The sequence below is a fragment of the Modestobacter sp. Leaf380 genome (assembly GCF_001424485.1).
Taxonomy (GTDB): Bacteria; Actinomycetota; Actinomycetes; order Mycobacteriales; family Geodermatophilaceae; genus Klenkia.
In genome coordinates this window covers 356,129-368,145 of sequence record NZ_LMQC01000020.1, presented here as the reverse complement: position 1 = coordinate 368,145, position 12,017 = coordinate 356,129, and the positions used below count along the sequence as shown (strand labels likewise).

The following is a 12,017-nucleotide window of genomic DNA, read 5'->3' as shown; positions in this document are numbered from 1 at the left end:
TGTGGGGCTCAGACGACCTGGTGGAGCCAGGTCACCGGGCCGCCGTCGCCGGCGTGGCGGTAGGTCTCGAGGTCGTCGTCCCAGGCAGCGCCCAGGAGCTGGTCGACACCGTGCCGGAAGCCCTCGGGCGAGGTGGCGGTGGCGGCCAGGTGGCGCAGCTGCTGCTCGGTGACGACGAGGTCGCCGTTCGCCGAGACGGGCGCGCGGAAGATGCCCTGACCGGGCACGTAGGCCAGCCGCTCTCCGTCGTTGCCCTGGCTCGCGTCCTCGGTCACCTCGAAGCGCAGCATCGGCCACGCCTTCAGGGCAGCCGCCAGCTTCGAGCCCGTCCCGGTCCCGCCCGTCCAGGCGATCTCGGCACGATAGGACCCGTGGGCCGCGGGCTGCTCAGCCCAGGACAACGTGACCGGCGCGCCGATGACCCTCTCGAGGGCCCACTCGACGTGCTGGCACAGGGCCTTCGGGCACGCGTGCACGAAGACCACACCCTGCGTCGACCGTCGTTGCACAGTGCACCTCCATCAGATCAAGACGGGTTTCGTCTTCCCCAACGGAACCTGTTCGATCTCTGGCGGTGCGTCGTACGAATGACAGCTCTGCAGTTCTCGGACAGTCTGCCCGACTACCACGGCTCAACGCCAGCTCTGGGCAGGATCGCTGGGGAAGATGTGCCAGATGTTGTCCATGTGACTGGTGGGACGAGTCGTCCGGTCCGCGGCCTGCTGACCTGCAGTAGCCGACGCAGCGCGGTGAGGCACAACGGGCGGCTCGGGATCCGCCCGGGCGAGTCAGGACTCCTGCGAGCGGGCCATGGCAGGTCACGCCGAGACCCGCCATTTCGCCAGGAAGCGTCACGGCAGATGTCACCTCCACAGGGGCGCGACTTGGCACTTGCTGACGAGCAGATGGCCCGATCGAGCCGTGATGGCGGACCGTGACTATCTCGTTACCGACGCACCGCGCGTCGTCCCCGATGACCCTGCGTGACACTGCAAACCTGCTTGCGTGACTTCGACGCAGCGCAGAGGACGCCACGCCTCCATCGACCTCGAGACGTTCGTCTGCGGCCAGGCGGCCATCCAGGTGCTCTGGGACGGCGGCCTGGGCACCGGGATCGTCGACTCCAGCGGCCCGTGGCACGCCATCGAGCCCGGCCCGACCGGTGTCACCTTCGCGCTGTGCGGCCGACAGGTGGCCCGCGCCGAGCGCGCCGCCGTCTGGCCCGACGCCCACCGCACGCCGGCCTGCGTGGTCTGCGCGGAGCTCGCGCTCGACTGACGCACCCCGACACACACGAACGGCCCCCGTCCTGGTCCAGGACGGGGGCCGTTCGCGTCGGGGGTCAGGCGCGGCGGACCGTCATCGTCGGCTTCTCGGCCAGGGTCTGGGCGACCACGCAGTACCGCTCGGTCAGCTCGGCGAGCTTGACGAGCTTCGCGTCGTCGGCGTCGGTGTCCAGCTCCATGACGACCTCGATGCCGGTCATGCCGACCGGGGCCTCCCGGGAGACACCGAGAGTGCCGCGGGCGTCCATCGTCCCGGTGGCCGACAGCTTCGCGCTGCGGACCTCGATGCCCATCGCGGTGGCCACGCTGCGCAGGGTCACCCCGGAGCAGCCCAGCAGCGCCTGCAGCAGCATGTCGCCGGAGCAGGCGTCCGAGCCGTCACCACCGGTCGTCTCGTGGAACCCGGCGCGCTGCGGCCCGGACCAGGTGTCGACGGTGGCGGTGATCCCGCCGTCACGGAAGTCGCCCTCCGCATGCAGGTGCGCCATCGCGGTGGCCGGGTCGTCCTTGTACTTCTGCTTGAGCGGGGCCTGCAGTTCACGCAGGGCGGCGGCGTCCATGGTGCGAGTCAACCCGCATGGCAGGCTGTCCGCACGCGCTGCGCGACAGCGGGGGCGGTAGCTCAGCCGGTCAGAGCACGGGACTCATAATCCCTCGGTCGTGGGTTCGAGCCCCACCCGCCCCACTCCTCCTCACCTGCGGGTTCGCCCGGCAGGCTGCTGACCTGGCCCATCGTCGGACTGGCAGGTGGGCACATAGTGGGCACTGAATCGCCCGCGGACCGCCGGGGGGCCCGCGGCACCAAGGCGGCGGCCGACTCGGCGGCGTCGCGCTCGACGTCCTCGAACACCGACAGGTAGACCTGCTCGGTGATGGCCGTGGACGCGTGGCCGAGCAGCTTGCTCGTGAGCTTGATGTCCCGGGTGGCCCGGTACGTCAGCGATGCGGCGAGGTGCCTGAGGTCGTGCAGGCGGACGGGTGGCAACCCTGACCGCACCACGAGCCGGTCGAAGCGCTGGGAGACGCTGTTGGGCAGCAGGGCGGTTCCGTCGGCCTTGGTGAAGACAAGCCCGGTGTCGGTCCACGCCTTGCCGAGGAGCAGCCTCAGCTCGGTCTGACGCCGCCGGTGGGCGCGCAACACCTCGAGGGTGCCGGCGTCGAGGCTCACCGTCCGGGCGCTGGCCTCGGTCTTGGTGTCACCCCCGACAACGTCTCGCCCGACCTGCACGAGGGTCTCCCGAACCGTCAGCGTCCTTCTGTCAAGGTCGACGTCGGACCATGGCAGGCCGACTGCCTCGGAGCGGCGGAGTCCTCGGAAGGCAATGAGGTGCCACATGGGCGCGAGCTCGTCTGCCGCGGCGTAGTCGAGGAACGCGCCGGCCTGCTCCGGGGTCCAGACCATCGACGTGGCCGGGCGCTTCCCCGTTCGGCGCCAGGACTCGATGCGGTGGTCCGTCCAGACGAGGGGGCGGTCTGCGCGGCCGGCGGGAAGCTCGACATGCTCGCCAGGGTTGACCGCGATCTTCCGACGCTTCACGGCCGCGCTGAGAGCGGACATGACGGTGGCGTGCACACGGCGGATGGTGGCGTCCGAGAGAGGTCGGCGGGCCGCAGCGGTGTCAGTGCGAACCTCGAGCAGCCGGCGCAGCAGAGGCGAGGGCCGGGCATCCACGTGGCGCCCGATGTGCCGCATCGCGGCATACAAGGCGTCTAGATCGACGTCGCGCAGGTCCGACAGTCGCAGGTGCCCCAGGGCCGGCCGCAGGTACAGCCGGATGTGCTGGTCGTAGCCGTGGCGCGTCGAGGCCTTGAGGCGCGTCTTCCCCTCCAGCCACTCGTCGAGGTAGCGGCCGACGGTGAGGTCGCGCTCCGGGCGCAGGTACGTCCCGCGGCTGACCGATTGCACGGCATCAGCCAGAGCGGTCTCTGCTTCCGCCCTCGTCGCGAACGGTCCGAGCTTTTCCTGCCGGCGCCGCCCGTCGACGGCCCGTGGGGCGTCGTAGCGACCCCACCAGGCGCCGTGGCCCTTCCTGCCCAGCTTGGGACAGCGAGCCCCGTACTGACGGCCGTTCTCGTCCCGACAGCCGCAGCGCTTGTGGGTGGAGCCCTTCACGCTTCACCCTCGCTGGCCTTGGCCTCGAGGCGGCTCGTGACGTCCGCAAGCACCTCTCGCACGCAGGTCGTCTCCATGGAGGGCAGAGGCAGGTCGGTGAGGGGGGTCCCCTCGTCGTCCGTACCCTTCTCGATGCGCCAGAGAAGGTCCAGGTCCTCGGCGAACCGGCTGCGCCACTCCGGTCGTTCCTGAGCGGCCTGCACCAACTTGCCGACGGCGTACTCGTAGTCCAGCTGCGCTACCTGGCGCGCCTGCCACAGCTTGCCTGCGCTCGCCATGATCCGGTGGAGATGCAGGTCATCCAGCGCATCATCGGGTAGCAACAGCTCGGTGAGGCTCACTCCGAGGGCCTTCGAGAGAGCGATGGCTTCGTCGACAGTGATGTCTCGGCGCTTGCCGCGGCCGAGCCTCACGGGTCCCTCGATCTTCGAGATCGACGACTGGGGCATCTGAACTCCGAGCGCCCTCAGCCGTGCTGCCAGCGCCTCCTGTGAGAGGCCCGCACGTGTCCGCAGCGACTCAAGTCTGCGAGCGATGTGGTCCTCGGCAGCCAGGCTGGTCAGCGACTCCTCAAGATCGGCCCAGGACGGTTGGCCCAGGGCCTGCTCGCGCGCCTGCGTCTCGGCCGCTGCGAGCAGCTCGTCCATGGACTCGTAGCCCTGATCTCGAAGCTGCTCGGCCTGAGCTCGCTCTATCTGCGCGTTGGCCCGGGCGAGGACGTCCTCGACGGTGGCTGACGGCTGGTCACTCTCGGTCCCATTCATTTGGGTTGGAGCTTAATGCCGCTTGTGGTTGCTTGCAACCGCGCGTGGCGTTGATGATTCCTTCGTGTTGGAGATCCAACCCGTAGGAGATGAGTCATGAGTCAGACCGTCCTCAGTCCTTCCACGCTCAGCGAGTGTCTGGACGTATCCGAGTCGACCCTCCGCCGTTGGCGGGCGCTGGGTGAGGGGCCGGCGTTCGTTCGGGTCGGCCGGCAGGTCCGTTACCGCCCATCCGACGTCGAGGAGTGGTTGGTGGACGGAGCACGTTCCAGCCACGTCGGGGCCACCGCCAACGCCTCTCATGTTGCCTGAGCCGTGGACTCCCGAGCGGCTAAGGGCACTCGGTGTCCGCACCGACCTCGTGACGGCGTGCGATGCGGCCTACGGGGCGAAGCGCACCAAGGCCTACGAGCTGTTCCGTCGCGGCGAGCTCGACTTCCCGGCCGTGCGTGTCGGGAACCGCGTCGTCGTCCCGGTCGCATCCCTATGCAGGTTTCTCGGTTTGGAGCTTGAGCCCCAGACGACCCACAACTCAATAGGGAGCACGACATGAGCCAGACAGGCGAAGAGCCGGCGGGGGGCATCCCGACCGGCTCTTCTGAGAACGTCGCCACCAACGCGCTGGGTCTCACCCCGAAAGGTACCGGATCTTTAGGCCCTCGTCAGGCCGTCGAAGCCGCGGATCCCTGGGCCATCTCCGCCTGGCGCACCGCGATCGCTTTCCTGGCCAGCACGGGACGGCCGTTCACCAGCGACGATTGCCACGCCCTCGGTGCGCCGATGCCGGACCACCCAAACGCGGTCGGCGGCCTATTCCTCGCTGCACGCTCAGCTGGGCAGATCGAGCCAGTCGGTTACACCCCTAGCCGGCGCGGCAGTCGACGCAACGGTGTTCAGCGGCTTTGGGTCGGGTCGGGTGTCAGGTGACCGCTCTGACAATCGACACGACGCCGTGTGAGGGCGGCTTCGCCTGGTGAGCGTCGAGAACGCCGGCCGCTTCGAGTGGGAACGGGTGTTCCGTCGCTGTCGGCTGCCCTCAACGACCAAGGCTGTCGGGTTCGCGATGGCCACGTACGCAGACGGCGACGGGTCGCGCATCTACCCCGGCGCAGCCCGGCTAGCGGCCGTCACCGGGTTGTCGGAGCGGTCCGTCCGCGGCGCCCTCACCAACCTTCGGGACCTGGGGCTTGTCCACCGAACCGTCAAGGGCGGGATGCGTGGCACCCACGCCTTCGCCGACGTCTACCAGCTGCAGATCCCAGCCGACCTGCTCGAGCGATTCGACCTCCTCACCACTGACGAGGAAGTCGTTCCCAACCGGCAGCAGCTGCCGCCTGGCCCCCGTTCCCAACCGGCAGCAGCTGCCGGTACGTCGAGTCCCAACCGGCAGCTGAGCGCACCCCAACCGGCAGCTCCTTCCTCCCAACCGGCAGCTCACGCACCCCAACCGGCAGCAGCTGCCGCCCATCACTTAAGAGACCAACCACCTACCAGCACAACGACCAGAACAACCGTGGTTCAGATCCCAACGCACCCACAGACCGCACGCGCGAACCCGCGATGCAACAAGCACGGACACGAGTTCAGCGGATGGCCGTGCACCGCCTGCGCCAGCGAGACCAAGGGAGCCCGACGACATGCCTCATGACCGTTACGGCGACCTCATCGAGGACGAGCGGGTCAGGACTGCTGACCCCCTCCCCCACGACCCTCGCTGCGTCGCCGGCTGGCTGCCCGACACCCCCGACGGGCTCGCCGTCCCCTGCCTCACCTGCCGCCCCCACCTCGCAAACCGCAGCCACAACCTCACCTACCAGCTCGAAGGGAACCCCCGATGAGCCGCATCTCGGCAGCCACGGACGGCCAGGCAGAGCCCGCGGACGGCTTTGACCTCTTGAGCGGGCCCAAGCTCATGAGCCATCTGAACAGCTCATCCCGTTGCACCGCCACGTCGAAGCGCACAGGCAAGCAGTGCGGGCAGCGTGTACCTGGTGGTGGTGTCTGTGGCTGGCATGGCGGCAGCGCGAGACAGGTGCGGCGGCAGCGGGAGGCGCGCTTGGCTGCTGCCGAGGCGGTCGCGATGTTCTCCGACCAGTACGTGCCACGGGATCCGGGGGAGGCGCTGGCTGCGGCGGCAGTGAACGCGGACCAGGTGCTGCGTTCGCTGCAGCAGCGGGTGGAGCGTTCGGGCGAGCTGCGCGCTCACGACCTGGATGCGCTGCGCACATGGATGGAGCTCGTCAGCCGGCTTTCGAAGGCCGTGCTGGATGCGGGCGTGGACGAGCGCCGCGTTCGTATCGCCGAGCAGCAGGGGGCGCAGGTCGCTGCCGCTATCCGGGCCATCTTGAGCGACCTCGGGCACAGCCTGAGCGACCGCCGTGTTCTGCAGGTCGTCTCGACTCGACTGCGGGAGTTGCAGGCATGAGGGCTGGTGCTCACCGTGTGACCACGGCCGACATCAGCGCAGCTCAGGGCCTCAGTGTGGGATCTGCAATCCCTGGGTCGGGCCTGGTCAAGGGATGTGCCGCGTGACCCGGATTGATTTGAACCACGCCCGAACGACGTTTCTTGCTGACCAGGCCGCTGGTGCCCTTGAGGAGGCCGCTGACCGCTTTGTAGCGATGGCGGGTGCCCGTGGCACCGACTACACGCGCGAGCCGTCGGCGTGGGTTGTGCGGCTGGTGAAGCGGGCACGGCGAAACCGCTGCCCGCACTGGCCGGGGGAGGGCTCTGACTTGGTGCTGTTGCCCGCCCACGCGGAGCAGCTCCTGTGCAAGGCGTGCGCGGGGCGGGCGGCGAAGGCCTTGCCGGGGTCGTTGGACGGCCCGCGGTGCGACGTGTGCCGGGCCGTGGCCCCGCTCGAGGTATTCGGCTTCCACCTGCGGACGCTGCTGGTCACAGGACGTTCCTGCGCCGGCTGCGAGGCCACTGTCTACGGGGAGGCTTCGTGAACGGCCCAGGGCGGCGCCCTCTGCGTGCCACGTTGTCCCCGGCCACGGCTCGGCTGCTGGTCATGTACTTGGAGGCGGACAAAAGCGGGTTCGTGGGCTGGATGAACCGGGTGAAGCGTGACCTCCCCGTTGAGGACCAGCTTGCTGTTGATGACGACTTGGTCGATTTGGGTTACGTGGCGAACTGGCAGCGGGCGTTCGCTGGGGCGGAGGTAGGACAGGCGGCGGCCGCGGTGTCGGACACGGGCTCAGGGTTGCCTCATGAGTTCACGACGAGGGAGGCGGCTGACGTGCTGCATGTGAGTTCGAGGACGGTGCTCCGTTTGGTGGTCGAGGGTGTGTTGCGCGGTCGGGCTGTCTCGCCGCGGAAGACGTTGGTGACGCGGGCGTCTGTGCTGGCGTACCGGCAGGCGGTGGCGTCGTGAGCATTTCGCAGCAGGATGTGGCCCGGCGTCAGCTGGCGGAGATGGATGAGGCGTTGGGGCGCTCCCCGCGGCTGCGGGAGGGCGCGGGTGAGCAGGTCGTCTCGCGCCCCAACTGGCTGCCGGCGATGCACTCGAACGCCCAGTACCTCGAGCACGCTCGGCAGACGGCCCTCTGGGAGGCGGAGGAGGCCCGCCGGGCGGCGACTGGTGTCTCGGAATCGGCGGGGACGCTGACGCGGGGGCTCACGCAGCTGCAGGAGTCGACGACAGTCGCCCCCGTGGTGACGAGCGCCGGCCGTCTGCGGGTCACGCTGATCAGCCCGGGGTGGGGTTCGTCTTGCTACTACTCAGCTCAGGTGCTTGAGGCCGCGGTGCGCGACAAGGTGTGGCCGGCTGGCACACATTGCTTCGCTGATCACCCCACGCAGCGGGAGCTCAACGACAGGCCGGAGCGGTCGGTGCGTGATCTGGCTGCGGTGTTGACGACTGATGCCCGTTGGTCTGGGTCGGCGGTGGTCGCGGAGGCGCAGCTGCTGCCGGGTTGGGCCCAGACCTTGGGTCAGCCGGACATGGCCCGGTCGATCGGGATGTCGATCCGGGCGTCGGCTGAGCTGGAGATCGGTGAGGCCGAGGGCCGGCGAGGACGCATCGCTACCAAGATCGTGGACGGTCAGTCGGTGGACTTCGTGACTCGCGCCGGACGCGGCGGCTCCTATGAGGTCATCGAGTCGTCGTGGAGGTCCCGGTGGGACGCATGAGCAACATCCTGAGGACGTTGCGGGGTGCCGAGTCCGAGGTTGAGCGGCTTGAGCGAGAGGTTGCCCGCTGGACCACCGAAGCGGAGAACCGCAGGCGTGAGCTCGCTGACTTGGAGCGCGACTCCGGTGCGGCTGTGCTGGCCCACGACCCGGCCTCTGCCGTTCGTGAGCTGACCATCCGGCAGATGGATCTGCGGACGTGGATCGTTGGTGCCCAGGGTGCGTCTGCGGCTGCCGAGGAGCAGCTTGTCCTTGCTCGGTGGGACCTCGACGAGGCACGGGCCGTGGAGATGCGTGACCAGGCCGCGAAGTTCACGGCTACGGCCGAGGCGCATCAGGCCAAGGTCACCACGCTGCTAGCGCAACTGCGCGAGCTGGACGGTGTCGACTACGTCCCGTTCGAGCCTTCGAAGGAGGACATCCAGTCCGGGATGTTCAACGACGGCCACTTCTCCTGGGAGGTTCCTCACGGGACCGTTCTGTGGGATCCGGTACAGCCCCTCCTCGATGAGGCCAGCCGCCTGGAGCAGCGTGTGGCCGCTGAACGTGCCGCTGCGGCGCGGGCTGTGGCGCCGGTCGTGCCCACCGCCTCCATCTTGGTGCCCGCCTGGGACGACGTGGACAGCGAGAGCCAGGTCAGTTGCCGGATCAGTGAAGGCGTCGGATCCGCCACTTTCGAGGTCTCGACCAGCGGCCAGTACGGCGGCATTGAAGTTGTCACCCTGCCCGACCAGGACGGGAGCCGCATGTGGGGCAAGCGGGTCAAGCTGCAGGCCGGCGGGGGTAGCGCAAAGGTGACCTGCGGCGGGGCTGTGCTGGCCCGAGAGGTGCGCCCGGGCTCTTTGATGGCCAATGGCACCCAGTCTGTGTGGGTGGACTACAGCCGTTGTCCAAGCTGCCGCAGCACTGCGCCGGTGACGAAGCGGGCCAAGACTGAATCCTCTGATGCCACGAAGGGCGCAGTGTTGGCCATTGCGTGCCAAAACGGCTGCGACGTCGACATGACGAAGCACGCGGCGGCGATCAGCTCATAAGACTTGTGCCGGGGCGTCAAAGTCACCGGCGGCGCTTCTCTGTCGCCGCTGGATCCAAGGTGATTGATGTCCGCCGGAGGAAGGCGGGGTCACCTGCGTCCCGGCACTTCCCTCTCACGTAGGACAACGCGAACTCACTACGTAGGACAACCCCTGAGGCTGCTGTTGTGAGTGGTCCTGCAACCGACACCGTGCCCATGTTCAATGCCGCCCTGAACGCCACCCGGGATTACCCGAACCGGCCGGACGTGATCCTGTACTGGCAGGGGAAGGGTTGGGTGCTGGTCAACCCGGCCGACCCGGAACCGCCGGTGAACAACGCGTCTCTGGACACCGAGGTCGCAGGCCTGGTCAACAACGCGGGATCCACCACTGGGTCCTCGGTCCGCGGGTTGATTGGAGCTTCTGGCGGGGGTGGTGGGTCAGTTGAGAACGCATCCACGACCACCCGCGGCATCGTCGAGCTGGCGACGAACGCCGAGACGATCACCGGCACAGACGCAGTTCGGGCTGTTACTCCAGCAGGCCTCAAGGCTGTCACCGACGCACTGCCCACTGGCGGCGGTGGCGTCAGCTACACCGACGAGCAGGCTCAGGACGCCGCGGCGGCACTGCTGGTCAACGGCCAGCACACCGGGATTACAGCCGCCTACAACGACGCAGCGAACCGCGTCGACCTGGTCGTCACCGCCTCCGGCGGCAGCGGCAGCGGTGGCTTGGCCGGGCAGCGGGTGTTCAGCATCAAGGACTACGGAGCCAAGTGCGACGGGATCCGCCTGGAGGACGTGTCGATGACCGCTGGCTCCGCGGTCCTCACCTCCACGGCCTACACCTTCATCTCCGCCGACATCGGCAAGGTCATCGGCGTCGAAGGTGCCGGCACCACCACCAGCGCCATCAACACCGTGCTGCAGTCCACGATCGTGTCCGTCTCTGGCAACACCGCCACCTTGAACAACAACGCGATCAGCACCGTGTCCGCCGGGCGGGCCACCTTCGGCACATCTGACGACGCGGCGTTCAACGCCGCCCAGGACGCAGCCCGGGCCCTGGGCCAGTTCTCCACCCGCGGTGGCCGGGTCTTCATCCCCGCTGGCCGGTCCATCACCACCGCCCAGCTCAACCGCTACTCCTACGTCTCCTACTTCGGCGACGGCCGCAGCATCTCCCTGATCTGCCCCATCACCGCCTCCGGGGGCTGGATGCGGGCCGCCGGCGGTCAGATCTCAGCGGTCCACGACCGGGACTTCGGCATCGAAGCCGGGAACATGAACTGCGGCGGTTCCTACTCGTCCTCGACCAAGCCCTACAACCTGTTCAACATGGGCCAGTCGTCCACGATGAACATCGCCATCTGGGACTCCCCCGCCACCGCGATCCCGTACGACAACTCCCGAGACCAGTGCACCCTGGGGTTCAACCTCATCGTGAACCCCGGCCGCTGCGCCGCTGCCGGCAACCTGCCAGGCGGGTCCGGGATCGGCATCGGGACCCTGTCCACGACCAACGCCGAGCAGGTCCTCGTCATCGGCAACGTCATCCTCGGCGTCGCCACCTCGACGATCGCGCCCAACGGCAACAACGGCATCTTCGTCGAGTCCCAGTCCGGCACCGCAGCCACGATGACCTCCGGCGTCCGGATCATCGGCAACTACGTCAGCGGGATGCGTTTCGGCATCCTCGACGCCGGCGCCCTCGGCACCGTCATCGAAGGCAACATCTGCGAGGGCAACACCCTCGCCCAGATCGCCATCGGCGGCGGCACCATCCCCGCCGGGGTGCCCGGCATCGACACCCTGATCACCGGCAACATCTGCCGCAACGGCGTCACCAACGCCGCTGGCCACGGCATCTGGATCGACGGTTCCGACCAGGGCACCTCAAGCCACACCAGCAAGTCGGTCATCCGCTGCCGCGTCACCAACAACCAGGTCCTCGGCAACCGCGGCTACGGGATCGTCTACCAGATCTACACCGTCGACTCCTACGGCGTGGAGATCAGCGACAACCACGTCCGCGGCAACGGTCAGTCCGGGATGCTGCTGGGCTTCAACGGCGGCGTCAGCAAGCGGGTCTACAACTGCCGCATCCGGGGGAACACGATCGTCAACAACGGGGTGCGGGCCTCGGCGAACGACACCTACGGCATCCGGCTCGCGGTCGCAACGACCGGCCTCGAGGTGGCCGACAACCGCTTCTACGACGACCAGACCACCCCCACCCAGACGATCGGCCTGCGAGTGGTCACCTACGCCCAGATTGGGCTGGTGATGAAGGACAACAACTTCATCGGATCCCCGACCTCGGTCGGGTACTCGGCCGCTGGGCTGCTGGACGCCACCTCGGTCATCGTGGACAACCTGGGCCTGCCGCCTGCTGGGCCCACCGCTGTGCCCGTCACGGCTAGCCCGTTCACTTACACAGCAGGGAACGCCCCCGAGGACCTGTACGTGGACGGCGGGACGGTGGCAACCATCGCCAAGGGCGCAACAACCGTGGCGACCACGACCAACCGCATGGTGCGACTGGCCCCGGGCGAGTCCGCCACCGTCACCTACAGCGCTGCCCCGACGATCGTGGCCGACAAGAGGTGACCACGGTGGAACACCGGCCCAATGACCGTGGCCGTCGAGATCACCACCCGGGCCGCAGCCGCGGCGGTACTGCGGATGACCAGCTTCACCGT

At 68.4% G+C, this 12,017-nt stretch carries 11 protein-coding genes, 1 tRNA gene and 1 pseudogene; 9 read left to right on the top strand and 4 right to left on the bottom strand.

Going from position 1 to position 12,017, the window contains the following annotated elements:
• Nucleotides 1-8: 8 nt before the first annotated feature.
• Entirely contained in the window at nucleotides 9-509 is a 501-nt protein-coding gene (locus tag ASG41_RS17185; RefSeq protein WP_056297698.1) for a DUF3145 domain-containing protein, read from the bottom strand.
• Nucleotides 510-1,005: 496 nt separating this feature from the next.
• On the opposite strand from ASG41_RS17185, the gene ASG41_RS17180 reads away from it, so the two are divergent.
• Entirely contained in the window at nucleotides 1,006-1,278 is a 273-nt protein-coding gene (locus tag ASG41_RS17180) for a hypothetical protein (protein ID WP_056297695.1), read from the top strand.
• 64 nt (nucleotides 1,279-1,342) lie between these two features.
• Here ASG41_RS17180 and ASG41_RS17175 read toward each other — a convergent pair whose 3' ends face one another.
• A complete protein-coding gene (locus ASG41_RS17175) occupies nucleotides 1,343-1,846 on the bottom strand; it encodes an OsmC family protein (protein WP_056297692.1) in 504 nt (167 codons plus the stop codon).
• A 51-nt stretch (nucleotides 1,847-1,897) separates the two neighbouring features.
• Here ASG41_RS17175 and ASG41_RS17170 point away from each other — a divergent pair.
• Nucleotides 1,898-1,971 (top strand) — tRNA-Ile (locus ASG41_RS17170).
• A gap of 171 nt (nucleotides 1,972-2,142) precedes the next feature.
• Here ASG41_RS17170 and xerC read toward each other — a convergent pair.
• Together xerC and ASG41_RS17160 are read right to left on the bottom strand one after the other, a co-directional pair.
• Nucleotides 2,143-3,192: pseudogene (gene xerC, locus ASG41_RS25510) on the bottom strand (tyrosine recombinase XerC); the annotation flags it as partial.
• 203 nt (nucleotides 3,193-3,395) lie between these two features.
• A complete protein-coding gene (locus ASG41_RS17160) occupies nucleotides 3,396-4,163 on the bottom strand; it encodes a helix-turn-helix transcriptional regulator (protein WP_056297689.1) in 768 nt (255 codons plus the stop codon).
• A 96-nt stretch (nucleotides 4,164-4,259) separates the two neighbouring features.
• Here ASG41_RS17160 and ASG41_RS25305 point away from each other — a divergent pair, with 96 nt between their 5' ends.
• The 7 genes from ASG41_RS25305 (at nucleotide 4,260) to ASG41_RS17115 (ending at nucleotide 11,925) form a co-directional block, all read left to right on the top strand.
• Complete coding sequence (locus tag ASG41_RS25305) at nucleotides 4,260-4,475, top strand: AlpA family transcriptional regulator (RefSeq protein WP_082557043.1); 216 nt, start codon at nucleotides 4,260-4,262, stop codon at nucleotides 4,473-4,475.
• 661 nt (nucleotides 4,476-5,136) lie between these two features.
• Nucleotides 5,137-5,811, top strand: coding sequence for a helix-turn-helix domain-containing protein (locus ASG41_RS25505; protein WP_157519485.1), 675 nt, complete (start codon nucleotides 5,137-5,139; stop codon nucleotides 5,809-5,811).
• A gap of 186 nt (nucleotides 5,812-5,997) precedes the next feature.
• Entirely contained in the window at nucleotides 5,998-6,588 is a 591-nt protein-coding gene (locus ASG41_RS17140; protein WP_157519484.1) for a hypothetical protein, read from the top strand.
• 588 nt (nucleotides 6,589-7,176) lie between these two features.
• Complete coding sequence (locus ASG41_RS17130; RefSeq protein ID WP_157519483.1) at nucleotides 7,177-7,539, top strand: helix-turn-helix domain-containing protein; 363 nt, start codon at nucleotides 7,177-7,179, stop codon at nucleotides 7,537-7,539.
• Nucleotides 7,536-8,297 (top strand): hypothetical protein, encoded by a 762-nt coding sequence (locus ASG41_RS17125; protein ID WP_056297667.1) that lies wholly within the window; start codon nucleotides 7,536-7,538, stop codon nucleotides 8,295-8,297. Before ASG41_RS17130 ends, ASG41_RS17125 begins: the two co-directional genes overlap by 4 nt.
• Complete coding sequence (locus tag ASG41_RS17120; protein ID WP_157519482.1) at nucleotides 8,294-9,331, top strand: hypothetical protein; 1,038 nt, start codon at nucleotides 8,294-8,296, stop codon at nucleotides 9,329-9,331. The genes ASG41_RS17125 and ASG41_RS17120 overlap by 4 nt, the downstream gene beginning before the upstream one ends.
• 167 nt (nucleotides 9,332-9,498) lie before the next feature.
• On the top strand, nucleotides 9,499-11,925 hold the full coding sequence (locus ASG41_RS17115) for a right-handed parallel beta-helix repeat-containing protein (RefSeq protein WP_157519481.1): 2,427 nt from the start codon (nucleotides 9,499-9,501) through the stop codon (nucleotides 11,923-11,925).
• Nucleotides 11,926-12,017: the final 92 nt, after the last annotated feature.